This is a genomic window from Amycolatopsis orientalis, from assembly GCF_000943515.2.
Classification (GTDB): domain Bacteria; phylum Actinomycetota; class Actinomycetes; order Mycobacteriales; family Pseudonocardiaceae; genus Amycolatopsis; species Amycolatopsis orientalis.
In genome coordinates this window covers 7,686,612-7,710,409 of the sequence record NZ_CP016174.1, presented here as the reverse complement: position 1 = coordinate 7,710,409, position 23,798 = coordinate 7,686,612, and the positions used below count along the sequence as shown (strand labels likewise).

24 protein-coding genes and 1 pseudogene are annotated in these 23,798 nt (G+C 67.8%); 11 read left to right on the top strand and 14 right to left on the bottom strand.

Going from position 1 to position 23,798, the window contains the following annotated elements; all coding sequences use genetic code 11:
* Window positions 1–3: 3 nt before the first annotated feature.
* Window positions 4–831, top strand: a complete 828-nt coding sequence (locus SD37_RS33540) for an alpha/beta fold hydrolase (RefSeq protein WP_044851260.1) — start codon at window positions 4–6, stop codon at window positions 829–831.
* 4 nt (window positions 832–835) lie between these two features.
* Here the strand turns inward: SD37_RS33540 and SD37_RS33535 are convergent, their stop codons facing one another.
* On the bottom strand, window positions 836–1,507 hold the full coding sequence (locus SD37_RS33535) for an NAD(P)H-binding protein (RefSeq protein ID WP_044851259.1): 672 nt from the start codon (window positions 1,505–1,507) through the stop codon (window positions 836–838).
* A gap of 24 nt (window positions 1,508–1,531) precedes the next feature.
* On the bottom strand, window positions 1,532–1,960 hold the full coding sequence (locus tag SD37_RS33530; RefSeq protein ID WP_044851258.1) for a GNAT family N-acetyltransferase: 429 nt from the start codon (window positions 1,958–1,960) through the stop codon (window positions 1,532–1,534).
* Window positions 1,961–2,065: 105 nt separating this feature from the next.
* Between SD37_RS33530 and SD37_RS33525 the strand changes: the two genes are divergently transcribed.
* Window positions 2,066–2,560, top strand: coding sequence for a SigE family RNA polymerase sigma factor (locus tag SD37_RS33525; RefSeq protein ID WP_044851257.1), 495 nt, complete (start codon window positions 2,066–2,068; stop codon window positions 2,558–2,560).
* Between the two features lie 11 nt (window positions 2,561–2,571).
* Window positions 2,572–3,420 carry a hypothetical protein gene (locus SD37_RS33520; RefSeq protein ID WP_044851256.1) on the top strand — a complete coding sequence of 283 codons (849 nt, stop codon included), beginning with the start codon at window positions 2,572–2,574 and terminating at the stop codon, window positions 3,418–3,420.
* A 192-nt stretch (window positions 3,421–3,612) separates the two neighbouring features.
* On the opposite strand, the gene SD37_RS33515 is transcribed toward SD37_RS33520, so the two are convergent.
* Entirely contained in the window at window positions 3,613–4,596 is a 984-nt protein-coding gene (locus SD37_RS33515) for a phage baseplate protein (protein ID WP_044851255.1), read from the bottom strand.
* A 182-nt stretch (window positions 4,597–4,778) separates the two neighbouring features.
* Between SD37_RS33515 and SD37_RS33510 the strand changes: the two genes are divergently transcribed.
* Both SD37_RS33510 and SD37_RS33505 read left to right on the top strand, forming a co-directional pair.
* On the top strand, window positions 4,779–5,954 hold the full coding sequence (locus SD37_RS33510) for an oxygenase MpaB family protein (RefSeq protein ID WP_044851354.1): 1,176 nt from the start codon (window positions 4,779–4,781) through the stop codon (window positions 5,952–5,954).
* A gap of 441 nt (window positions 5,955–6,395) precedes the next feature.
* A complete protein-coding gene (locus SD37_RS33505; RefSeq protein WP_236725074.1) occupies window positions 6,396–7,733 on the top strand; it encodes an IS1380 family transposase in 1,338 nt (445 codons plus the stop codon).
* 263 nt (window positions 7,734–7,996) lie between these two features.
* Here the strand turns inward: SD37_RS33505 and SD37_RS33500 are convergent, their stop codons facing one another.
* Window positions 7,997–8,962 (bottom strand): Lrp/AsnC family transcriptional regulator, encoded by a 966-nt coding sequence (locus SD37_RS33500; RefSeq protein ID WP_044851520.1) that lies wholly within the window; start codon window positions 8,960–8,962, stop codon window positions 7,997–7,999.
* Between the two features lie 115 nt (window positions 8,963–9,077).
* On the opposite strand from SD37_RS33500, the gene SD37_RS33495 reads away from it, so the two are divergent.
* The gene (locus SD37_RS33495; protein ID WP_044851519.1) at window positions 9,078–10,517 is read left to right on the top strand and encodes an FAD-dependent monooxygenase; all 1,440 of its coding nucleotides are present in this window, start codon (window positions 9,078–9,080) and stop codon (window positions 10,515–10,517) included.
* Window positions 10,518–10,523: 6 nt separating this feature from the next.
* On the opposite strand, the gene SD37_RS33490 is transcribed toward SD37_RS33495, so the two are convergent.
* The gene (locus SD37_RS33490) at window positions 10,524–11,036 is read right to left on the bottom strand and encodes a MarR family winged helix-turn-helix transcriptional regulator (protein WP_044851518.1); all 513 of its coding nucleotides are present in this window, start codon (window positions 11,034–11,036) and stop codon (window positions 10,524–10,526) included.
* 69 nt (window positions 11,037–11,105) lie between these two features.
* Between SD37_RS33490 and SD37_RS33485 the strand changes: the two genes are divergently transcribed.
* Window positions 11,106–11,492, top strand: coding sequence for a tautomerase family protein (locus SD37_RS33485; protein WP_044851517.1), 387 nt, complete (start codon window positions 11,106–11,108; stop codon window positions 11,490–11,492).
* 40 nt (window positions 11,493–11,532) lie between these two features.
* On the opposite strand, the gene SD37_RS33480 is transcribed toward SD37_RS33485, so the two are convergent.
* The 5 genes from SD37_RS33480 to SD37_RS33460 all read right to left on the bottom strand — a co-directional run bounded on the left by SD37_RS33480 (window position 11,533) and on the right by SD37_RS33460 (window position 15,416).
* Entirely contained in the window at window positions 11,533–11,973 is a 441-nt protein-coding gene (locus SD37_RS33480) for a VOC family protein (protein ID WP_083255158.1), read from the bottom strand.
* Entirely contained in the window at window positions 11,970–12,476 is a 507-nt protein-coding gene (locus tag SD37_RS33475; protein ID WP_083255157.1) for an SRPBCC family protein, read from the bottom strand. Before SD37_RS33475 ends, SD37_RS33480 begins: the two co-directional genes overlap by 4 nt.
* Complete coding sequence (locus SD37_RS33470) at window positions 12,473–12,808, bottom strand: ArsR/SmtB family transcription factor (RefSeq protein WP_044851516.1); 336 nt, start codon at window positions 12,806–12,808, stop codon at window positions 12,473–12,475. The genes SD37_RS33475 and SD37_RS33470 overlap by 4 nt, the downstream gene beginning before the upstream one ends.
* A 186-nt stretch (window positions 12,809–12,994) precedes the next feature.
* A complete protein-coding gene (locus tag SD37_RS33465) occupies window positions 12,995–14,056 on the bottom strand; it encodes an alpha/beta hydrolase (RefSeq protein WP_044851515.1) in 1,062 nt (353 codons plus the stop codon).
* A gap of 34 nt (window positions 14,057–14,090) precedes the next feature.
* Window positions 14,091–15,416 carry a cytochrome P450 gene (locus SD37_RS33460; RefSeq protein WP_044851514.1) on the bottom strand — a complete coding sequence of 442 codons (1,326 nt, stop codon included), beginning with the start codon at window positions 15,414–15,416 and terminating at the stop codon, window positions 14,091–14,093.
* Window positions 15,417–15,573: 157 nt separating this feature from the next.
* On the opposite strand from SD37_RS33460, the gene SD37_RS33455 reads away from it, so the two are divergent.
* The gene (locus SD37_RS33455; protein ID WP_083255156.1) at window positions 15,574–16,395 is read left to right on the top strand and encodes an SAM-dependent methyltransferase; all 822 of its coding nucleotides are present in this window, start codon (window positions 15,574–15,576) and stop codon (window positions 16,393–16,395) included.
* A 40-nt stretch (window positions 16,396–16,435) separates the two neighbouring features.
* On the opposite strand, the gene SD37_RS33450 is transcribed toward SD37_RS33455, so the two are convergent.
* On the bottom strand, window positions 16,436–18,580 hold the full coding sequence (locus tag SD37_RS33450; protein ID WP_044851513.1) for a putative bifunctional diguanylate cyclase/phosphodiesterase: 2,145 nt from the start codon (window positions 18,578–18,580) through the stop codon (window positions 16,436–16,438).
* A 405-nt stretch (window positions 18,581–18,985) separates the two neighbouring features.
* Between SD37_RS33450 and SD37_RS43295 the strand changes: the two genes are divergently transcribed.
* Window positions 18,986–19,147: a hypothetical protein gene (locus SD37_RS43295; protein ID WP_167369679.1), complete on the top strand. Its 162-nt coding sequence runs from the start codon at window positions 18,986–18,988 to the stop codon at window positions 19,145–19,147.
* Window positions 19,148–19,180: 33 nt separating this feature from the next.
* Here SD37_RS43295 and SD37_RS33445 read toward each other — a convergent pair.
* Window positions 19,181–20,092, bottom strand: a pseudogene (locus tag SD37_RS33445) (terpene synthase family protein).
* A 551-nt stretch (window positions 20,093–20,643) separates the two neighbouring features.
* On the opposite strand from SD37_RS33445, the gene SD37_RS33435 reads away from it, so the two are divergent.
* Entirely contained in the window at window positions 20,644–22,020 is a 1,377-nt protein-coding gene (locus SD37_RS33435) for a hypothetical protein (RefSeq protein ID WP_044851511.1), read from the top strand.
* 117 nt (window positions 22,021–22,137) lie between these two features.
* Window positions 22,138–22,479: a hypothetical protein gene (locus SD37_RS33430; RefSeq protein ID WP_044851510.1), complete on the top strand. Its 342-nt coding sequence runs from the start codon at window positions 22,138–22,140 to the stop codon at window positions 22,477–22,479.
* Between the two features lie 5 nt (window positions 22,480–22,484).
* Here SD37_RS33430 and SD37_RS33425 read toward each other — a convergent pair whose 3' ends face one another.
* Window positions 22,485–23,255 carry a hypothetical protein gene (locus tag SD37_RS33425; protein WP_145926797.1) on the bottom strand — a complete coding sequence of 257 codons (771 nt, stop codon included), beginning with the start codon at window positions 23,253–23,255 and terminating at the stop codon, window positions 22,485–22,487.
* 150 nt (window positions 23,256–23,405) lie between these two features.
* Window positions 23,406–23,795, bottom strand: a complete 390-nt coding sequence (locus tag SD37_RS33420; protein WP_083255155.1) for a peptidase inhibitor family I36 protein — start codon at window positions 23,793–23,795, stop codon at window positions 23,406–23,408.
* Window positions 23,796–23,798 lie beyond the last annotated feature (3 nt).

Genomic DNA, 23,798 nt, shown 5'->3' with positions numbered 1-23,798 from the left:
CCTATGAGCGGAACCACCGAAACAAGCGTGCGAAGGAGCGAAGTCCAGGTCGACGGCGAATCGGCCAGCTACCTGACCGCCGGCGGGGACGGCCCTGTCGTGCTGTTGCTGCACGGAACGTATTGGAGCCGGGTCTGGCTCCCGGTGCTGGGCCGCCTCGCGGAGGCGGGGCTGCGGCCCATCGCGGTCGACCTCCCCGGACTGGGGCGCTCGGGAGGCGAGCTCACCCTGGAAACGGCCACCGTCCCCGCCCTCGCGGAGTGGGTGGCGCGCTTCGCGTCCGCGATGGGGATCTCCAGGCCGATCGCCGTGGCGGCGCATGACATCGGCGGCGCCATCGCCCAGCATCTCCTCGTCCGCGGGCAGCTGGAGGTGTCCCGGCTGGCCTTGGTCAACTCGGTCACCTACGACTCCTGGCCGGCGCCCCATGTGGCCCGGTTCCGCGACCCGGCGGTCACCGGCGACGATCTCCTCGCCGCCCGGCGGCGGGCCGTGGCGTCGGCGCTGGGCGGGGCCGCCACCGAACAGCTGATCGCCGACTATCTGGACCCGTGGACCGACCCGCGGGTCCGCCGCTCCTGGGTGGCCCTGGCGGGTGCGGCCGAAAGTCGCTACACCCTCGAACTCATTCCCGCGCTGAAGCGGTCCACGACACCCAAGTTGCTGATCTGGGGCGAGGACGACGAATTCGAGACGGTGGAGTACGCCGAGAAGTTCGCTTCGGAGATCCCGCACACCACGCTCATCCGGATTTCGGAAGCGGACCACATTCCCACGGAGAACGCTCCCGGCCGGATCGCCCGCGCACTCGTCGACTTCTTCACGGCTTGACGAGCTATCCGTCGATCGCCTTTTCGATCGGGGTTTCGCCGCCGACCACGACGTAGATACGGCGGGCGGTGTCGGGCCGGTCTAGGAGGGCCACGAGCACGGCGGCGACGTCGTCCCTGGCGACCTGGTCGGACCGGATCCGTTTCGGCCCGATCCTGTCCCCGGCGGTGAGTTCGACGGTGCCGTCGCCGTCTTCATCGGTGAGCACGCCGGGCCGCAGTACCGTCCAGTCGAGGTTCTCGCGGGCGAAGATGTGCTCTTCGGCGGCGCGCTTGGCCCGCAGGTAGGTGGCGTACCCCTCGCCGATGCCGCTGTCGTCGGCACCGCCCACGTTGATGGAGCTGACGTGCAGGAACCGCCGCACACCGGCCTTTTCGGCCGCGTCCATGACCAGCACGACGGCGGCCCGGTCCATCTTGTCCCGGCGTGCGGAGGCGGCGCTGTTGCCCGAGCCCGCCGAGAAGACGGCGGCGTCCGCGCCGGCCAGGGCGGCCGCCACCTCGTCCACCGTGGCCTGTTCGAGGTCGAGCACGACGGCTTCCCCGCCCGCCCGGCCGATGTCGTCGACGTGGCGCGGGTTGCGCACGATGCCCACGACGGAGTCGCCGCGTTCGGTGAGGAGCCGGGTCAGCCGCAGAGCGATCTTGCCGTGGCCGCCGGCGATGACGATCTTCATGGTGTTCCCGATCGGGTTCCGGGGCTACAGCGGTCGAACGAAGACCGGTTCGCCGTAGTGGGTGCGGTCGGTGCCCTGAAAACCGCAGCGGCGCCAGAAGCCTTCGGCGCCGCCCTTGACCGGTACGACGCTGGTCTCCAGGGTCTTCCAGCCACCCGCGCGCAGTTCGTCCACCAGTAGTTCGACCGCGCGGCCGCCGATGCCGCGGCCTTGGTGGTCCGCGTCGACCATGAACCTGACCAGGTGCGGGGTTCCGTTCTCGACCTCGACGAGCAGGACGCCGACCGGGGTGTCGTCGTGGTAGATGGCCCGCAGGATCGCGTCCGGCTCGTAATTGCCTTCGGCGACGGTGTAGGCGGCAGGAGCGACGAGATGGCGTTGGTCCTCGGCCAAGCGAAGCTCGCAGACCGCGCGGACGTTCTCACGGGACAGCGGCATCAACGACACGGGCATCGCCCGACTCTATGGCACTCTCCGGGTTCCCGGGCCATTTCGGGCAACCCCGGCGCGCTCACCCCCGGTTGTAGGAGGTGTGAGGGAAAACCATGGGAGGCCTGGGTGAAGCGGTCCGACGAAACGGCGTACCGGGAGTACGTCACGTCCCGGATGGAGGTACTGCGGCGGACGGGCTATCTGCTCTGCCGCGACTGGCATCTCGCGGACGATTTGGTGTCGATCACGATCGCCAAGCTCTACCGGCATTGGAAGCGGGCGAGCGGCGTCGACCACCTCGACGCCTATGTACGCCGGATCCTGGTGCGCACCTGGCTCGACGAGCGCGGCAGGCCGTGGCGGCGGGAAGAGCTGTCGGGCGATCTGCCCGAACCGGCGATGGAGCCGAATTCGGCGGTACTGGACCGGGCGCAGCTGTTCGCCCTGCTCGAAGCCCTGCCGCCGCGGCGCCGGGCCGCTGTCGTACTGCGCATCTACTGCGACCTGTCGGTCGAGGAGACGGCCGCGATCCTCGGCTGTTCGGCGGGAACGGTGAAGAGCCAGACCGCGCGGGGCCTCGTCACGTTGCGGGCGCGGCTGGCCGAAACCACTCTGAGCTGAAGGAGATCGAGATGACCAAGGAACGGATCGACGAGATCATCGGCGCGGCCCCTCCGTCCACTGTGGACGTCGATGCAATTATGGCGCGGGAGCGGAAGACGGCCTGGCTCCGGCCGAACCCCTGGGTCGTGACGGCCGCGGGCGTGGCCGCCGTCGCCGTCGGAGCGGCTTTCGTTCTCGCACCCGGATCATTCGGCACGGTGCGCGCGGCGGCTCCACCGTCCTCGGCGCCGGAACTGCCGGAACCCTGCAAGATCCCCACCCTGATGGGCCCGGTGCCGACGGAGAAACCGGCCGACGCGACGACGCGGCTCACCGGAGTGCTGTCCGCGGCGGTGACCGCCCGGCTCGCGGCGGGCACGACACTGGCGCCCAACGCGGTGGCCTACCCCGTGGGAGAACCCGGGCGCGGACCGCTGCAGGTCGTGCATTCGGCGAGGCCGGTGAGCAACGACGGCGGTGGCGTGTGCAGTGGCGGCGAGGACGAGTTCCTCGCGGGGGCGGCCACGGTCCTCTCGGGGAAAAAGGGGAGCGTCCAAGCGATTCTGGGGCGGATGGGCGGCCGCCTGAACCTGCCCGCCGACTGTGCGGACCAGGCACCCGTGGATATGGAACAGGTGTGCCGGCGGTCGTTCGGTCCGAAGGGTGAGGTCATCGTGGCGGCCACCTTGACCGTGCGCGGCGGGCCGACGATCCACCGGGTCGACGTCTCCCGCGCCGACAAGATCGGGGTGGTCCTGGAGGCCGCGAACACCGTCGACGCCAAGCGGGACCGGAAACCGGACAGCCCGGTGCCGCCCCTCACCCTGGAACAGCTGACCGAGATCGCGCTCGATCCCGGGATGACGCTCTACCCGTGAGCCGTCACGAGTTCCGCGCCGTCCCGGTGGAGGCCGGGACGGCGCGGCTCGGGGCAGGGCGCGGTCGCGTAGTGGGGGCGGGGTGAAGGCATCGTGGAAACGAGCGGTCCCGAGCGCGGATGTCTCATGCGCCTCGTTGGGGACGATCAGCCTCTCAAGCGTGGCGCTCGCGACCCTTCCGTCCGCCGGGACTCAGTCGATGAGGACGTTCTTGTAGAACAGGTTCGCGTAGCGGTTCGGACTGTCCATGCTGCTGCGCGAACCGAAGCCCAGGTACAACCGGGTCTCCCCGGCGAGGCTCCGGTAGATCCCGAGCCCCTCCGGCTCGCGGAACACCAGTGATTCCCCGGCCTTGGTCAGTGCGCGGCTCTTCACCTTGCCGGTGTTCATGTCGATGCACGTGACGTAAGAATCGATGTCGGCGGGGTCGGCATGGCCGTTACCGTCCAATGTGTACAGATATTGGCCATGAATGGTGTATCCCTGGAACGTCACCGGCTCGGCGGCCAGCGCGGGCTGCGGGAAGTGCACCAGCGGCGCGCTGAAGTCACCGGCGGCGGCGGAGGCGAGCGGGTAGACGCTGATGAACATCTTGCCACCCTCCTTGCGGCGTACCGCGATCCGCTTGGTGATCGGATCGGTGGCGCAGGTGATCGTGTCGCTGCCGGTGAGGAACTTCTTCACCGACGGCGTGCCACCGTTGACGAACTTGAACCTGGCCAGCGCCGTGCCGCGCCCGGCGCTGGTGGGGTCGTCCGAGTCGCATTCCATCCAGATGTAGGAGTCGGTGCCCACCGGTTCGACGCCGATCGACACCCCGTGCCCGGCGTTGCCGAGATGCATCGAGCCCTGGATCTCCCCGGAGAAGTTGACCTGGGTTATGCACAGGTCGTCCCCGGTCCCGCCATCGCGGGCGTTCACGATGAAGATGCGCACGTTCTGGTTGTCGAAGGCGAAACCCTGCATGACGTGGTGCGCCTCGTGCAGGATCTTGCCGCGGAACTCGTCGTAGGACGGCTTGGTGAGGTCGAAACGCTTGGACACCGGCATCGCGGCGGAAGCCGGACCGGCGAACACCGCGCCGGTGCCGAGCAGTGCCGTCGTCGCGGCGAGCCCACCGCCCATGCGCAGCAGCGAACGGCGAGAAACGAGATCCCGGGACACCTGCTCGGACATGAACGCTCACCTTCGTCGATTTTCGCGGTCCGATCGAAAATTCTTCAAGCTCGTACAAGATTCGTACAAAGTGGCCCCGAACCCGCGGTGTCACGGACAGCGAGCGGGCCGCCATCAGATCGGGTTCGACCTTTCCCCGGACGGCGCTAGCGCGGCGTTCCGGTATGGATGAGGCTGACCCGATGCCGGAAACGCTCGAACCGCCGGGGCTTTCCGCCCTGGAAAGACTGAAATACCAAGGTGATCCGCTCGCCGATGCCGTCATCGCCGAGTTGGTGGCCGATGAGCGGACGAGTGCGGTGAACGAGGTGCTGGCGCAGTTCAGGGACAACGACCAGCCCATTCCGGAGAACCTGCCGGAATCGGTCCGCCGGTACCTGATCGAGACCGACACACCACCGGATTGGGTGGACCTCGACCGGGTCGCGCGTGCGTACGAATTCTTCGTTGACGACGGCGTGCACGTCGCTTCGGTGCTGTCGTTCGGGGCGATGGTGAACTGCTACGCCCAACCGCGGCCGTCCCGCGTCCTTTCGCTGACCCACCGGCTCAATCAGCCGCACCGCCGGCTGTCGGAGACCTCCCAGTTCGTGCTGAACCTGATGGGCCCCGACCCGTTCGGCTCCGGTGGTGGCTTCGTGCCCACGATCCAGAAGACCCGGCTGATCCACGCGGCCGTCCGGTACTTCATCACCCGGTCCGGTGACTGGGATGTCGAGGCGGACGGCGTCCCGTTGTGTCAGCAGGACATGCTCGGAGCCCTGCTGATCTTCTCGGTTCAGGTCATCGACGGGATGCGCCGCATGGGCATCACGGTGACCGACCGCGAAGCCGAGGACTATTACTATGTTTGGCGGGTGACGGGCACGATGCTCGGCATCCCCGCCGAAGCGATGCCCGAAACACTGCGAGAGGCCCAAGAACTGAACGCCGGACTCGTCGAGGCGAGCTACGGTCCCTCCGCCGAAGGCATCGAACTGACCCGTAACCTCCTGCGCCTGTACGAAAACATGGTGCCCGGCAAAGCCTTCGACGGCGTGGTCGCCGCGATGGTCCGCCAAGTCGTCACCGAGGACGTCGCCGACTGGCTGGAGGTGCCACGCTCACGCGGCTGGGGCCGCGCGGTCGGCGCGGGCGTGCGGGCCATGCGACTACTCGAACGGTCGGAAGACCGCAGCCGGATGGCCACGGCGGTGCTCGACAAGGCCGGTGATCTCCTGCTCGGGGGCAGCGTCCGCACGCTCACCGATGGACAATCCACCACATTGACCATCCCGGCGGACCTCCGGGAGAAATGGCTGGCCGCGGGCGTCTGCCCCGTCACGGGCCGTCGAGATCGAGCGGCGGCATCGCCGTGATGCCTGGTGCCCAGGTGTCGCGGAATCCCGGCTGGACGGCCAGGTCGACCAGTTCGATCCTGGCTCCGATGCTGTCGAGACGGTGGTAGGTAAAGGAGCGACCGTACGGGCATGAGTCGAACTCGATCGGTGCGCCTCGGCTCGCCAGGGTCTGTTTGTCCGCCGTGATGTCCTGTGACCAGTAGCCGATGTGGTCGAAGCGGGAACCGCCGGTCGCTGTCTACCAAATCCGCGGTGTCACAAGCCACAGCATTGGTGCCCACGTCCATGAAGGAATTGGGACACTGAACCTGGATCCACCGGTGTTGTTGGCGGGGTTGACGTGTCGTGGGCGCGCAAATGCCCTCTGGCTTGGGATGATTGTTCTTGCGACGAAACAAATCCACCTAGCGAGAGGGCATCTGCTGGATGCGATCTTCTCATACCGCCGGATCGGTGTCGGTGAGGTTCGATGATGCGGGTCTCGTGTCGTGCGCGGGGCTGGTCCCGGTGCTGCGGCTGGCCGAGGACATCGGCCTGGGCGGCCTGATCGAACAGCGGGTTGACCTGGGGATCCCGGTCGGTGCGAACACGGACGCGAAAGCACTCTCGGTCGTGGCGGGCATGGTCGCCGGCGCGGACTCAATCGAGGACCTGGACGTGATCCGGCATGGCGGGATGCGCCGGTTGTTCACCGGTCTCCGCGCGCCCTCGACGTGTGGGTCGTGGCTGCGCGGGTTCACCCACGGCCACGTCCGTCAGCTCACCTCGGCCGCCTCCGAGGCTCTGATCCGGCTGGCCGGGCGGGTGCCGTCGCTGCTGGCCGGCGTCGAGCAGCTGGCGTTCATCGATATCGATTCCAAGATCAAGGAAACCTACGGTCACGGCAAACAGGGCAGCGGGTTCGCCTATAACGGGATCCGCGGCCTGAACCACCTGATCGCCACCCTGTCGTCCCCGGTCTGCGCGCCGGTGATCCTGACCGCCCGGCTGCGCGGCGGGAACGCTGATTCCCGCCGCGGAGCGGCGTCGATGATCACCGAGGCGATCGGTCTCGCCCGCCGGTCCGGCGCGACCGGGACGCTCGTGGTCCGCGCGGATTCAGCGTTCTGCACCGGCCCGATCATCACCGCGATCCGCCGGACGGGCGCCTCATTCTCGGTCACCGCCCAGAAAAACGCGGCGGTGATGGCCACGATCAACGCTATCGGCGACGACGACTGGGGCCAGGTCGCTTACCGGCACCCGATCCCCGACCCCGAGACCGGTGAGTGGATCACGCACGCGGAGATCGCCGAAACAGTCCACACCGCGTTCACCAATGCCACCACCAACCCGGGCCAGATCACCACCGCGCGGCTGATCGTGCGCCGCACCCCGAGATTCACCACCACCGAGCAAGGCGAGCTGTTCCGCACCTGGAACTACCACGCCGTGTTCACCGACACCGGCTTCGACCTGCACACCGCCGACGAGTACCACCGCAAACACGCGATCATCGAACAGGTCTTCGCCGACCTCAACGACGCCGCCCTCGCCCACTTCCCCTCCGGCCGCTTCGCCGCCAACCAGGCCTGGCTCACCCTGGCCTGCCTCACCCACAACCTGCTCCGCGCCACCGGCAGCCTCACCAGCATGTTTCACGCCAAAGCCCGCACCGCAACCCTCCGCCGACATCTCATCACCATCCCCGCCCGCATCACCCGCACCGCCCGCCGCATCACCCTGCGACTACCAGCCAACTGGCCCTGGCAACACCACTACCAAGCACTCTTCACCGCAACACACCAAAGACTCTGACCCCCACCCCAACAACCAGGACCACAGTGGACACACCGGATGAGACGTCCGGCACCCCACCCTGCCACCAGCGAAAACACAAGATCGACAACATTGGCGAGATCAACACCCGCATCCACCGGTGGATCCAGGCTGAATGTCCCAATTCCTTCATGGACGAACCCGTCCCTTGAGCGAGGTGGGACACTCTTGTCCTGCCGGAATCCGGCCGCGTGCCTCTGCGCCCCTGTCCGCACGTCTGACGCGTCCCCGGCATGGTGTCGCTACGTGTGGTTCGCGGCCCGCTTGACGGTTCTGATCACCGGTGCGGTTTCGATATGGGTGATGGCGGGCAGCATGGCCACCCGGGTGGTCAGATACCGGTACAGCTCCCGTTGGTTCGCGCACACCACGCTCGCGTACAGGTTCGTCGGCCCGGTTGTGGCGGCGGCGAAGGCGATCTCGGGGTGCCCGGCCAGCGCCGCGCCGGCCTCTTCCAGGTGCGTGGGCGCGACCGAGAGCCAGAGCAGGGTTCGGGGGCCGAGGCCGAACAGGCTTCCGTCGACGTCGATGTCCAGGTACAGCACCCCGCGTTCGCGAAGTTCGGTCATCCTGCGCCGGACCGTCGTCGGCGACCAGCCGGTCACCGCGGCCAGCTGCTCGAGTTCGGCCCTGCCGTCGGTGGCGAGTGTGGCGAGGAGTTCGCGGTCGCCGTCGTCGAGTCGTACCGGTCCCGGGCGGTGTGGCACCGGGACGGGCCGCAGCCGCGCGATCGCTTCCTCGTCCAGCGACCCGAGCTTGGCGACCAGGCTGTCCGGGCCGCCGTAGAACGCGTGCAGCACGGAGTGTGCGGTCACGCCCTCCACCCGTGGGGTGCGCGGGAGCTTGGCCAGCAGCAGCGTCTCACTGTCGGTCTCGCTCTCGGTGCGGACCGTGCAGGTGATCTCCGTTCCTCCGGAAGTGAGGCTCACCCAGGACGTGTCGGGTCGCCGGGCCAGCGCCTCGGCGACCTGGACCGACGCGGTGGGCGCGCAGCGCACCCGCAGGAACCACAGCACCGCGCCCAGCGCGGTCGGGTCGACCCCGCCGAGCACCCGCAGCGCCCCGGCCGACCGCAACCGGGCGTAGCGGCGGGCGATGGTGCGATCCGACACGCCGAGAACCTCGGCGATCGTGCTGAACGGGGCCCGGCCGTTGATCTGCAAGGCGTGCGCGAGACGACGATCCAGCTCGTCGAAGTCGGATTCCACCGGTCCGAGCCTAGCTCGTGTCGTATATCGGCACAATCAAGCCTGTTTCTGGCGTGACCGCGTCGGCGGGCGGAGCGTTGCTCTCGTCTTGATCCGCACAATCAGAGGAGAACCGATGGACACCGATGTGCTCATCGTCGGCGCGGGCCCGACCGGACTGACGCTGGCCAACGAACTGCGGCTGGCGGCGGTGTCCACCGTGCTGGTCGACAAGCTGCCCCAGCGCAGTATGTTGTCGAAGGCGGGTGGCGTGCAGTCCCGCACACAGGAGGCATTCGACCAGCGCGGCCTACTGGAACCGTTGCTGGCTCTCGGAAATCACCCGGTCGGCACCGCCCACTTCGCCGGTATCGCGCTCCCGCTCACCCGGGACAGGCACCGTCATCCGTGGCGCTCCATCCCGCAGGTGGTGATCGAGGGGTTCCTCGAGCAACACCTTGCGGCACAAGGCATCCAGATGCGGCGCGACCACGAACTGACCGGCATAGCCCAGGACGTGGACGGGATCACCGCGACCTTCGCGGACAGCGACGTCGTCCGCTCCCGTTACCTGGTCGCCGCGGACGGCGGCCACAGCACGGTCCGATCACTGCTGCGGGCCGAGTTCCCCGGCAGGGCGGGCACACTGACCACCGTCGCCGCCGACGTGCGGTTGAGCGGTGACGACCAAGCGATGACGCACGCCCGGAGCGAGGACGGGCATTGGGCGATGGTGTTCCCCCTCGGCACCGATCCGCAGGGCAGGCCGCTGCGCCGGCTCTCGCTGGGCGGGCCGGGCCGGTCACTGCCCAGGGAGGCTCCGGTCACCGAGGACGAGATCCGCGAGGGGCTGCGCGCCGTCTTCGGCTCCCGGGTGAAACTGCTCGAAGTCCGCTACGCACGCCGCATCACCAACGCGGCCCGGCAAGCCGCGCGCTACCGGCACGGGCGGGTGTTCCTCGCCGGTGACGCCGCCCATGTCCATCTCCCGATCGGCGCGCAGGGCATGAACACCGGGATCCAGGACGCGCTCAACCTCGGCTGGAAACTGGGTGCCGCGGTGCACGGCTGGGCTCCGGAGCATCTGCTCGACACCTACCACGCCGAACGTCATCCGGTCGCGGCCGCCGTACTGCGCAACGTCCAGGCACAGAGCCTGCTGATGGATCAGGAAGGCACCCGCGACCCGGATCTGATGGCCGTCAAAGAACTGTTCGCGGCTCTGACGCGACTGCGGGACGTGCAGTACCACCTTGACGACACGCTGTCCGGGATGGGCATCCGCTACCCCATGCCGGGCGCCGGAGAGCATCCGCTCGTCGGCCTTCCCTCGCCCGATTTGGACCTTGGCCCGGTCCGGTCGCACGAGCTGCTGCGGCGCGGACGCGGCGTCCTGATCGACCCGGCCGACAGGTTCGCCGAGGTCGCCGCCACCTGGGAGGACCGGGTGGACCGCGCGGGTCAGGGCGCCGATGCCGAGCCGATGCTCATCCGGCCGGACGGCTACGTGTGCTGGGCAGGAGACCCGGACGCCCTCGAACCCGCGCTCGGGCACTGGTTCGGCGAGCCGCGCTGATTGTCGTCACGTGGCGGGTGGGAGCCCTTGGTCGACGTCGGCGGGTTCTTCGGTCGCCGCGGTTCGGTCGGATGCGTCGGAGAAGGCGGCTTCGTAGGCGAGCAGGGTGTCGACGAAGGTTCGTCGTTGCGCGGGTGTCAACGGCGCGAGGGCCCGGCGCCATGCGTGCGCACCAGGGGTGAGCCACTCGGAGATGGCCGGGCGGCTGTCGGGGCTGATGTCGATGATGCGCCGGCGCCGGTCGGCCTCGTCCTCGCGCCGCTCCAGGACCCCTTTGCGGCTCAGGTCGCTCACGATCAGGCTCACGGTGGTCGGGGCGACGTCCAGTTTCCCGGCCAGCTGGGAGACGGTCAGCGGACCGTCGAGCAGCAGCAGGGACAGCAGCGAGAGATGTCTGGGGGCCAGGTCGAACGACCGGAGCCGCTCGGGCACCGGCAGCCGCTTGGCCCGGCCGACCAGTCGCGGCATCAGCAGCAACAGCTCCCGGACGGCGTCGTCCGCGGCATCAGGCGTTGACATGCACCGACCTCACCTATTACCTTTGTTTACAAAGGTTGTTTGATTTCAAATGTAATTCTTGGGGGCATCATGCCGCATCTGACCGTGCACGTCCTTGAAGACGACCTGGTCGGCCGAGAGGCCGAGTTGATCGAAGCGCTGACCGACGCGGTCGTCGCCGTGTACGGGGACTGGGCGCGGGACATCGTGGATGTGCGCCTGATCGGTCTGCCGCCAGGCCGATGGGGCATCGGCGGCAAACCGGCGCAAGCGCCGTCGCCGAGCGTGTTGTTCGGTATCAAGGAGGCCGCGTTCGGCCGGCCGGACGCGGAGGACATCGTGGCCCGGCTGGTGTCCGGAGTGACCGATGCGATCGTCGCCGTATTCGGTGAACCCGTCCGTTCCGGCGTGAGCGTCGAACTGGTGGGTTCGCCTGCCGGTCGTAGCGGCATCGGCGGTGTGGTGATCACGTCGTAGACCAGCCGCGAGAAACCGCTGTGCGCCCTGCCGCCGGGGATCAACGCCAGGGCATGTGCTGGAGGCACCAGGTATTGCCGTCGGGGTCGGCGAAGTACGCGTAGAACACTCCGCCGAGGTCCTCGACCTTACTGACCTCGACGCCGCGTTCGACGAGTTCGGCGCGGGCCGCTTCGATGTCGGCGACCACCAGGTGCAGACCGCGCAGTGTTCCCGGAGGCATGTCGAGGGTGGGGAGACCTTCGGCGAGGGTGATCGAACATGCCGAGCCGGGTGGGGTGAGCTGGACGACGCGGACACCGGGCTTCGGGTTGACGTCGACGTCGAGGCGGAACCCGATCTTGTCCCGGTAAAAGGCTTTGGCCCGTTCGATATCGGTGACCGGCACCGGCACCAGTTCCAGCAACAGCGTGCCGGGCGGGACGGGTGGGTTGCCGGAATCCTGGGTGATCTCGGTGGCGGGGGCGGGCGTGTCGGTCATGGTTGACGCCTTTCTTGGATGAGGGTGGCGAGCAGGGCGGCGAGCCGGTCGTATGCTTCGCCGGCGCCGCGTTCCATCGGGCTGCGCACGACCGCGTCGCGGATCTCGGACGAGGAATATCGCGCGGTGACGGTCATGGCGGTGCGTCCGGCTGTCTCGTCCAGAACCGTGGTGACCAGTGCCTCGCCTTCGGCCCAGTCGCGGTGGATCTCGGTCTGGACGAGGCGCGCCGGCGGCACGACCTCGTGGAACAGCCCATGGAGTTCCATCTCGGCGCCGCCCGGGCCGGTGGAGACGAACCGCCAGGCACCGCCGGGGCGCGGGTCGACCTCGCAGACGGTGAGCTGCCAGCCGCGGGCGCCGTGCCAGCGGCGGAGCAGTTCCGGTCGGGTGAGCGCGGCGAAGACCAGCGGCGCGGGAGCGGCGAAGGTGCGGGTGAGGACGAGGTCGGTGGTCCCGGACGCGACGACCCGCAGCCCGAGGCCGGGGTGCGGAGATGTCACGTTCCGCCGCCCTGCAGGTCGTCCAGCAGCGCATCCAGTCGCTGGTAGCTCGTTTCCCAGTAGTCGCGGTAGTCGGCCAGCCAGTCCGTGGCCGTCTTGAGCGGTTCGGCCACCAGGCGGCACGGCCGTCGTTGCGCGTCGCGGCCGCGACTGATCAGGCCGGCTCGTTCAAGCACCCGCAGGTGTTTGGAGACGGCAGGCTGGCTCATCGCGAAGGGTGCGGCCAGCTCGGTGACCGTGGCATCACCGGTCGCGAGCCGGGCCAGGATGGCCCGCCGGGTGGGGTCGGCCAGTGCCGCGAACGTGGCGTCCAGCGTGGCGCTTGCAACCATGTAGATAACCTTCCGGTTCGATAACCAGATGGTTTTATATACGTCAGGGTTCGGGTTGTCAAGATCGCGGACGTTCGGCGTTGGGCATCGCCGCAGTGATGGCGTCCGTCAAGGTGGGTCGTGAGTGTTGAGTGTCGTTCTAACGACACTCAACACTCACGACCCGCAGTCAGCCGGGCCCCGCCATCACCCGGACAGTCCCATGGTGCCTGCCCACTGTGTGACGGCTCGGTGGTAGTCGGGTGCGTTGGGTGCGTAGTTGATCGAATGGCCGTAGCCGGGCAGGACGTAGGTCCGCAGTCGTGCCGCCGCGGAGTAGTACGGCGCCTCGGACCGGAGCAGACCTTCCGAGGAGGTGCAGTCGGTCGCGAGCGGGCCGCAGAGCCCGGCGTCCCCGCCGCCGAGGACGACCAGCACCGGCACCGTGATCCGCCAGCTGTACGGGAGCACGGTGGCGAGGGCGGCGGCGTCGAGCAGTTCGCCTGGGGCGACGACGTCCTTGCTGGCCTCGTCGTAGGCGGTCATCTCGGGGACGTCGGGTCCGGGGGCGTGGAATGCCGTGTACCGGGTGCCTGGCTGGGTGGTCAGGTAGGTGGGGTCGAGCCCCAGCCGCGACAGTTTCGGGTCGAGTGCGACGGGAATGAACGAGCCGAAGATGATCAGGGCGCCGGGAGGATTGATGTGGTGTGCCAGTCCGGTGATCAGCACGCCGTCCACGTCGTGGTAGGTGCCTGCTTCCAGCACGGTGATGGCGGAGCCGAGCGAGTGTCCGCCGAGAATCACCTTGTCGAACCGCGGGCCGACGTCGCCGTGCCGGATCGCTTGGATCACTTGGTGTACGACGTCGGCTTCGGTGAACGCGGTCAGCAGTGCGCTGGGCGGTTTGGAGCTGGCGCCGGTGCCGAGCCGGTCGAGGGCGAGGGTGGCGTAACCGGCCTTGTTCATCGCGAGCCGGAACGAACGGGTTTCCGGCGCGAGCGCGGCGTCCCAGTACACATTGTTGTAGGTGGCACCGGGAACCAGCACCTGGACGGTTCGCGCGCCTTGCGGTGGTGCGCACAATGTCCCGTGCACGAGCTGGGGAAGCAGTGCGTCCAGCCACACCGGGATGGTCACGTCCTGGCAGGACGCCGCATCGGGCTGAGCCTGCGCGGGCGCCGGGAGTGACCCGGCCAGCAGGATGGCGAACAACACCGCGCCGGCACGACGCAGCGGACGGCGATTCGCTCTGCTGTGACGCCAAGGCATGAAACAAACCTCCACTGGAATAGTGTTCCGTCGATCATGGGAAGCGTGGGACCGCTGTCATCGGCATCCTGCTCGGATACGCGGTGGTCGTGTATTTCACCCGGATCGGCTTGCCCGGGACGGGAATCAGCCGCCACGCGGCGGCGATCGTGGCCACGACGATCGCGATTTCGGTCAGGGCGAAGGAATTCCCGATGCATTGGTGGGCACCCGCGCCGAACGGGATGTAGGCCCCGCGGGGCAGCTCCTTGGCTCGCCCGCCCGCCCAGCGGTCCGGGTCGAACCGTCCGGGGTGGTCGTGGAACCTCGGATCGAAATGCATGGCGTGCGGGCTGATGATCACCTCGGTGCCCGGTGGCAGGCGCACACCGCCGAGATCGACTTCCGTGGTGACGCGGCGCATGAGGATCCACAGTGGATACATCCGCAGAACCTCGGTGATGACCTGCCGCGTGTAGACCAGTCGTGGCACGTCTTCGGCGGTGGCCTGCCTGCCGCCGAGCACCTCGTCGATCTCGTCGTGGAGCTTCTGTTCGACCTCGGGGTGGCGGGCGATTTCGTGGAACAGCCAGGACAACGCCAGCGCACTGGTCTCGATCCCCGCGGTGAGCAGGGTGATGACCTCGTCGCGCACCTGCTCGTCGGTCATCCCCTCCCCGGTTTCGGCGTCCCTGGCCAGCAGCAGCATGGACAGCAGGTCGCTCCGGCCGGGCTGCTCGGCACGCCAGTTGTCGATGAGTTCTTCGACGATCGTGCGCATGCGATGGATGGCTCCGTCGAACCGCCGGTTGGCCGGAATGGGAAGCTTTTCCACAAAAGCGGGCGAGAGCACGCGGATCATCCCGTACTTGAGGATGACCGGGATCGACCGGCGGGCCTCCTCGATCGCGGCCTTGCCCAGTTCGGTCGAGAACAGCGCCTCACCGACGATGGCGACCGCGAGTGCCTGCATGTCGTGGTCCACCTCGCGCACCTCGCCCGGCCTCCACGAGCTGACCAGTTCGGCGGCCGCGCTCGTCATGATCTCGGCGTACCCCGCGATGCTGGCGTGGTGGAAGGAGGGTTGCATCAACCGGCGCTGCCGCCGGTGGAGAACACCGTCGGAGAGAGCGAGTCCGTTGCCGACGAACGGGCGGAACTTCTCGAACATCGCGCCCTTGCGGAAATCGCTGCCGTCGGTGACCAGTACCCGGTACGTCAATTCCGGGCTGGTCACGAAATACGTTTCCATCGGGCCGAGGTAGATCCGCACCACGTCACCGCGGGCGTACAGCGTCGACGTGAATCCGAAGCGACGCCGGAGCATCGCCGGAGTGTGTCCGAGCAACGGCCATCGACCGGGCGCAACCGGTACAGGCATCCGCACTCCATCGCCGACGCGGAAGGGAACAGAACACGCTAGCGCCATTCGGCGGCGGCCCATAGCACTCGATCAGGTGACTACGCGGCCGCGGCCCGATCACCGCGCCGGACTGGGTAAGCTCGGCGGCCTCCCGAGGAAAAGCGATCGGATTGGGGTGTTGACACTGACGCGACGGCCGGACTGGGTCCCGCCGGGCACCGACGACACGGTCCCCAGCGCCGCCCGGATCTACGACTACATGCTGGGCGGCGGCCACAACTTCGCGGTCGACCGCGAGGCCGCCACGCGGGCCGAGCAGTTCATGCCCCACGCGCGAGGGGTGGCGAGGCTCAACCGCGCGTTCCTCCGGCGGGCTGTCCGGTTCATGATCGACCAGGGCATCCGCCAGTTCCTCGACATCGGTTCGGGTGTGCCGACCGTCGGCAACGTGCACGAGATCGCGCAGGACGCCAACCCGGAATGCCGGGTGGTGTATGTGGATCACGACCCCGTCGCGGTCGCGCACAGCCAATTGATCCTCGACGGCAACGACCGCGCCACCGCGCTGAAGGCCGACGCCCGTGACCCCTCACGCATCTTCGGCGATCCTCAGCTGCGTCGGCAGCTGGATCTCGACGAGCCGATCGGCATGCTCTTCCTGTGCATGCTGCACTGGATCCCGGACGAATACGACCCGGCCGGCCTCATGCGCCACTACATCGACGCGATGGCTCCCGAAAGCTACCTGGCGATCACGCACATCACCGAGGACTACCTGCCCTACCAGGTCCGGGAAGCACTCAGGATCGCGACAAGGGGCGGCGACCAGGTCACGTCACGCCCCTACGAAGAGGTGCTCACCATGTTCGGCGACCTCGAACTGCTCGAACCCGGCCTGGTCGGCTGCGGCACCTGGCGCCCCGCCGGGCCCGGCGACATCGCCGAGGACCCGAAGCTGAACCAAGTCCTCTACGCCGGAATGGCACGCAAACCCTGAAGCGGAACGCCGGGTGACTGTCCACTCAGGACACACGACTTCACCGGCCTTGTGGCGGACCGGCCCGTCCACCGCCGATGAGGGATCCGATGTCGGTCGCGGGGCCCTTGCCGCCGGTGAAAAGCGGGCCCGTCCCCAGCTCGACACCCGCTCGCTGCCACCACCGTGCCTGCTCGCCGGTTTCCAGATCACCGGCGAGCACAGTGATCCCGGCCTGACGGACCAGTGCGATCATGGTCTTCGCCCCGGCGAGGACGAGCGAATCCTCATCGACGGCGTGCCGTACGAGACGGGAGCCGAGGCGTACGGCGTGGACCGGGAGGTCCTCCAGCAGCGCCAACTCGCCTGGTGTCACGCCGAAGTCGAGCAGTACCAAGCTGATTCCCAGGCCGGCGAGCACGCGCGCGTTGTCGGCGATCTCGTGCCCGCCCACGAGCAGTGCCCCGGACGGCAGGCCGAGCCACAATCGGTCGGGGGCCGGCGCGGCGCTGTCGAGAATTCCCCGGATCGCCTCGGCGGGCCGGGGATCGGCCAGCTGGTTCGGTGTGAGCGGGACCAGCAGCGGCAGGTCCGCGCCGCCCGCGACGTCCGTCCAGCCACGCTTGACCAGCCACGCGCCGAGCGCGCCGATCAGCGCGGTGTGCTCGGCGAGTTCGAGGTAGCGTTCCCTGGGCAGCAGGCCCAGCTCAGGGTGTTCCCACCTCAGCCGCGCTTCGGCCCCGACGATCTCACCGTCGGCCAGACGTGTCAGCGGCTCGTAGGCGATGCCCAGCTCGCCGTTCTCCCAAGCGCCGGGCATGGTGGCCACCAGGCCGATGGTCTCCCTGGCCCGGCCGTCCCGTGTCGGGTCGTACCGTACCCACCGGCCGGGCCCCTTGCTCTTGGCCCGCCGCAGCGCCAGATCCGCCGAACGCAGCAACTCGGCTGGTTCGACGGTGCGGGGAAGGTCTTCGACCACGCCGAAACTCGCCGTCACCGCCAGGCCCTTGCCGTCGATGTAGACCGGCTCGGTCAGCGTCTCGTCGATCCGCTCGATCATCGTGACGACGTCCGGCGTGTTCGCCGAATTCTCGATCAGGATGCCGAACTTGCCGCTCTCGAACCGGGCGACCATCGCGTTCTCGCCCGCCACCACGGATCTGAGCCGGTCCGCGGCGGTCCGCAGCAGGCTGTCTCCGGTCTTTCTGCCGAGACCATCGGTGACCAGCGACAATCCGTCGAGATCGACGTGGTACAGCGTCGCCGGATTCGGCTGGTGCAGCACGTGTTCGAGGTGCGTGCTGAAGAACTGCCGGTTCGGCAGGCCGGTGAGCATGTCGTGCAGCAACTGGTGCCGCAGCTGGTTCTGCAGAAGCATCAGCTCCGCTTCGTCGGCCACGATCGTGACGTAGCCTTGTGCACCGCGTAAGAGCGAAGCGGTCAGCGTGGCCTGGAACAGGTCGCCGTCCTTGGTGACGAAGCGCGGGCGCGATCGCAGCCTGTCGATCTTGCCGTCCCGGAGATCGCGGTAGCCGTCCCACAGGAGCCGCCGATCCGTCTCGTGGACGAACTCGAACAGGTTGCCGCCCGCGACCTCGTTCGACGCCCGGTCCAGGATCCGGTGCAGGGCGGGATTCGTGCGGACGAGTTCCCCATCGGGCCCGGTGACCGCGATCCCGCTCGGCGAACCGAGGAAGATCTCGTCCAGCTGGGCCTCACTGGCCCGCCACTCACGCTGCGACTCCCGGACCGCGTTCAGCAACGCCTGATCGCTCGTGTCCCGCTGCTCGACGGCCTCGGAACGGATCGCCTCCACGTAACCGGACGCGAGTGCGCCGAGCAACCTGGCGACGCGCTCTGGGAACCGATCGGCGGGGCGCGGATCCGACGGCGCCAGCAATGCGGCGGCGAGCACGTCCACCGTGCACTGCAGGCTCGTTTTGCCGACACAGTGCAGCCGGACCAGTTCGGCGCCGACCTCCGCCGCGCTCTCGGTGTCGGGCCGGTCCCCGGCCACCGCCTCGAGCAGCCGATCGAGCAAGCCGAGCAACTCTCGTTCGATCTGGTCGTGCGAAAGGGGGAGGTAAATGGTGCTGCTGAGGAGATAGGCCCATTTCCGCGCGACCTTGACGCGCTCCCGCCGTGACGCGAGAGGCCGCGTTCCGGCGGGCCGCTCCTGACCGTCGGAAGGTAGTGGCCTGGTCATGAAGCTCGACCCCTTGATCTCCGTGTCCTCGACCGGCCGCCCGCGCCGATTCCGCTTTTCGTCCGAGGCCGATCAGGGTACGGCAGGTCCACCACCGGGTGATGCCCCAACGGATCCTCCTGGTGGCGCCGTGGATCTGCGAATCGAGTTCGGAATTCCCCGAAATATCGCCTGTTCTGCCGAGCCCGCGGGCCGTCGCCGCGTAGCTCGTTCGCCTTGAGACGAAAAGCCTAGTCGTTACCGCCGAGTTCATGACTGGTCCATCGGTGTGACGGCGCATCAACCGATGGGGTGCTGGAAATATTTCCCGATGAGCCCGGAGTTGGTTAATCGCGACTTCGCCGACCATCAGAGCGCTGCCTGATCCTGGGGCGATAGCAAAGGTCCCTTGCTCTCTTGCGTCCTATGGGGACCCCTCATGACATCCCGGAGCACTTAGCAGCTCGTTTCGGCGGGAAGGAGCACGAGTCGCTTCCGGACGATGACGTGATGGACGGCGACCGGACGCGGTCCCAGGCCGATATGGCCCTCGCCGAGGCGCTCGCCGGTCTGCGGACCGTGCCCTGACCGTGCTGGAGGGCCTGGTGGGTCTCGCGCACCTCATCGCCCGCCGCGATCACGGGGGAGTTCGGAGCCGGGCAGTTCGTATGCGCGGGCGAGACCTTCCAAGTAGCCGACGTATGGGCGGCCTTGACCCGCGTCAGGTGCGTAGCGCGGCGATTCGCCGCACCAGTCGTGATTGCCGCGCATGCACGCTCGCAGTGCTCCGGCGTACCGGCACAGCCGCGCCCACTCCGTGTCGGAGAGGTCGAGTTCAGCGCGCACCGCGGGCAGGGAGCGCTGCAGTACGACGAACGAGTCGGTCCAGTCCTGGACCATCGTCCGGCAGTGGTCCACCGCCTGCCTTGTTTCCCAGCCATGGTGCCGGCACAGGACCAAGACGATGTTGTGCAGGTCGCCGTCGGCGACCTCCTTGTCGAGTGACAGCACGTCCTGGACGACATCGATCACCTGGGTGGAGAGGTGGCAAAGCCGCCGGACGGTGTCATGGCCGGCCACACGTCGGGGGAGTTCGCAGTCGTTGATCCGCTCCGCCGGCATCATGATGATGTCCGTGGCCCCGGTCCGGATCCGGAGATCAAGATAGGTTTCGGGGCGCAGGATCGCTTCGTTCCGGCGATTGGCCGCCTCCTCGATGTAGCTTTGCAGAAATCAGGTGAAGCAGGCGGCGGCGCGGGCCCGCCAAGCCGGACTCATTCCCTCGATCAACCGCTCCCAGACATCGGTGAAGGCTTTCTCCGCTGGAGACAACGGTGAGCGGCCATCGGCCTCGAGAATGGCGACATGGCGCCGAATGAGCCGGCGTACGTGATCCGGGCGGTCGGCGAGCGGACCGTCGAACTGCCCGTCGGCCGCCATCATCCAGCCGTAGAAGTCGGTGGCCAGCAGTAGTTCGGGACCGCGCGCGTACGGGTGGAAATGTGCCGCGCACCGATGCGGAGCCCAGGACATCACGCGGTCGACAGCGGCCGGGCTGTCCAGCAGGCCGGAGTCCACCAGCCAACGACGATGCCACTGTGCGGCTTCGGTCAAGACCGGCAGCTCAGCCGCGGGAAAAGGCAGATCGAACACGACGCGTTCCATGGCGGCTCCTTGTCGGCCGGGTCTGCGCGGCAGGACTCCGTAGTACATCGTGGGCGTTTCGTGGCATAAGCGCGGTGTTCACCTTGGCGTTGATTGTGTTGAACGGCCGGATGCTCGACGGCATGGAGCACGACCTGATCCGACGTTGCTCTCACCGCGTGGTCGGCCCGGTTCATTCGGGTGAAGCCAAGAATCCTTCTACGTGAAACCGGCGATGGTGGCCTAACGTTTGATCGTTGGCCTCATCACGAAGGAGGATAACGGGACACAGGTTCGCGACATTTGTCGTTTTGGGAAGAGTGCTGCTCCGCGCGAAACAGGCGCGACCATTGCGGCAGCTCGAATACCGGTTTGAGCACTCTGATCGTCGCAGTGCTGAACATCGGCAGCGCTTCACCCGGACCCTGTGAGGAGACATCATGCCGCGCCGTGCCCGCAATGACCGGCTCCGCGCACTGTTGACCACCGCCCAGTGGAGTTACGACAATCTGGCGCGCACGGTGAACATGGCAGGCGCGGAATCCGGCTTGCGGTTGCGCTACGACCGCACCGCTGTCGCGCACTGGCTCTCGGGAAGTTGCCCACGGGCCGAGGTGGTGCTGCTGATCGCCGAGGTGCTGACCCGCAGGCTCGGCAGGCCGGTCACCCGCACCGAACTCGGTTTCGCGGTGACCATGGCCGAGGAGGAGGCCGCCGGGTCGGCCGGCGCGCTGACCGTGCTCGCCGATCTCGTCCGGACCGATCTGAGCGTCGTGGGCCGCGGCAGGCTCGCACGTTCCGTGTACCGGCTCGACGTGCTGGCGGTACCGATGTGGCCGGAGCGGGCAGCGGAGGACCGCCGTCACGATCGACCGACTTGGCGGACATCCGGCACGGTCGGCATGGCGCAGCACATGGTGCGGGTCTTCGCCGCGGCCAATCATCAGTTCGGCAGTGGCCACGCGAGGACCGCGCTGACCACCTACCTCGCCGACGACATTCTCCCGCAGCTGGCGGGCGGGAACAGCGATGCCGATCACCACGAGCTTCTGGGGTCCGTTCTCGACCTGACGTTGCTGACGGGATTCGCTTGTTTCGACAGCAACGAGCACGGGCTGGGGCAGCAGTACTACCGGATCGCGCTCGATCTCGCGGTCCTGATCCTGGACCCGGTCCGGTACGCGATCGTGCTCCGGGCGCTCAGTCTGCAGGCCTGTCACCTCGGGCACGGAACCGCCGCGTTGGGCCTGGCCCTCGCGGCGCTCACGGTGGGGGATCGTCATGTCGAGCCGCACACCAGTGCCTTCCTGCACGCACAGGTGTCGCTGAGCTACGCCGTCCTCGGCCGGAGCCAGGCCGCGCTCGCCGCTCACCAACGCGCTCGGGAGAACCTCCGCCGGGCGACCGGGGCGAGACCGGTCTTCGGCTCGTACAACCGGGGCGAGCTGAACTATCACGCCGCGTCGATTCACGTGTTCGACGGCGACATCGCGGGAGCGGTCACGGCGCTTCGCCGAGCGCTGCGCCACTATCCACCCGGTGAGCGCCGCTCGCTGGCACTGACACTGGCCGAACTCGCCGAACGGCAACTGGACCTCGGTCTGCTCAGCAGAGCCTGCACCGTGACGCATCGCTTTCTCGATGTGTACCCAGGTCTGCGTTCCGGCCGCGTCACAGCCGCGTTGGAGGATTTGCGGAAGCGCCTTCAGACGTTCGGGCGGCACCCGGAGGCGCGTGTCCTGATCCAGCGATGTGCCGCAGTGCACGGCCCCGCCCCGATGGCGCAGGCGTTTGATCCAGCAACCCGCAGGGCATGAGCGCAATCACCCGGAGCGGGGCCCAAGGCTACGCGAATGGGTGGAGATCGATTCATTCCGGCCGGAAACCGAGCAGTCTCCATCAGGTCCAGGCCACGACCAGAACGGATCTCCCCGATGCGCTCACACACAATTCGCGTCGCCCTCGCGAGTGTTCTCGCCCTGGCCTCGACGCCGGCCGGCACCGCGTCCGCGGACGAGCAAGAATTCCTCTATCGCTACTACGACGATCAGCAGGAACTCCAGGCGGGCTCCCTGGTCGATCCGCCCGAAGGTGAGTGCATCGAGATCCCGGAAGTCGCGGCGGGCACCGGTTCCGCCTTCCGGCCGGAGAACTGGACCGAGAGTATCGCGAAGGTGTATGACGAGAGCGGCTGTGCGGGGATTCCTTCCTTCAGCCTGCGCCCGAGCGGCCAGGGTTCGGATCTCGTCACCTTCCGTTCGGTGGTGTTCATCTAGGCCCGTCAGCCGTTGGTGATCCTGGCCGCGTTTCCGAGCATGACGCGAATCGCCGCCTTCACGTTTTGCAGTGCACCGGCGTTTTCGCCGATCTTCCGTTCCTGGTAGGCGGTCTCCACGGAGGCCCAGATGCCGACGAGGTTCACCTCGCGTTTGCATCGCACGTCCGCGGTCGCCGTCGCGATTTCCCTGGCGTTCGCTTCCAGTCCCTGGAACTCGGGATTGTCGTTGGGCTGCCACGGATCGGTGTAGTCGAATCCGGCTCGCGCCATGCACGCGCTCCAAGCTCGGAAGGCCGCCTTCACCCGGCTGTCGGCCTCCGCCTGCTTCCCCGCCTCCTCACCGAGCCGCAGGACCAGTTTCTCGTCGTGGGCCGCACCTTCCGAGAGCTTGCGCCGCGCTTCGCCCTGACAGCCGCCCTCGGGAACGGGTTTTCCCTGGTAGGTGCGCTCACCTTTACCGGAGGCGATCGGACGCCCCTCAGGCGGGATTTCCGGCTGCGGAGGCTTGGGTTGCGGGGGCACGGTGTAACCGGAGGCCTTCGCCTTGGCCTCGTCGGTGAGGCCGTACCGGAATTCGTTCACCCCGGCGTTCTCCGGCGGCGCGTCCGGCAGTGGACCGAGGTCGAAACCGAACCCGAGCATGCAGTTCTTGAACGCGGTGTTCCGCGCCTTGCCGATGGCCGCATTCTCCGCCCGCGTCGGCGAATAGGCGTCCAACGGCAGCGCGAACTTCGCGAGATCGGCGGTGTCCACCCGTGCGGGTACGGGCTCCACCGGCTGTGAACTCCCGGCGGAGGCGGAACAACCCGCACACGACAACACCGCACCCACGAGAAGCGACAAAGACCAGCTACGCGACATGGTTCATCCCCCCGGTGCCTGCCCGCCGTCGCCGGTGAGCAGGCACCACTACGACGGTTTCCGTTATCCGGTGAAGAACTCGTGAGAACTGGCCGTGTTGTCGTAGCCGGGCAGGGTCCACTTCTCGGTGTTCTGGTTGATGACGTCGAGCAGCCTTCCGCTGTAGTTGGCGTGCTCCCAGATCCGCACCCGGAGGATGTTGCCCTCGTTCTTGACCGAGGACACATTGTCGTTCACCGTCGTGCTGGAACCATAGAAAGTCCACTGCGAGTAGTCACGGGCGCCCCACTCGTAATCCGCGACACCTCCGCTGAGGTACGCGTCCCGATACACGCAGAACTCGCTGTCTTCGCAGACACCGTTGAGCTGGCCTGCCTGCGCGGGCGCCGAAACCAGCACACCCGCACCACTCGCGATCAGCGCGGCCAACGCGCCGATTGCCATCCTTCGCATATT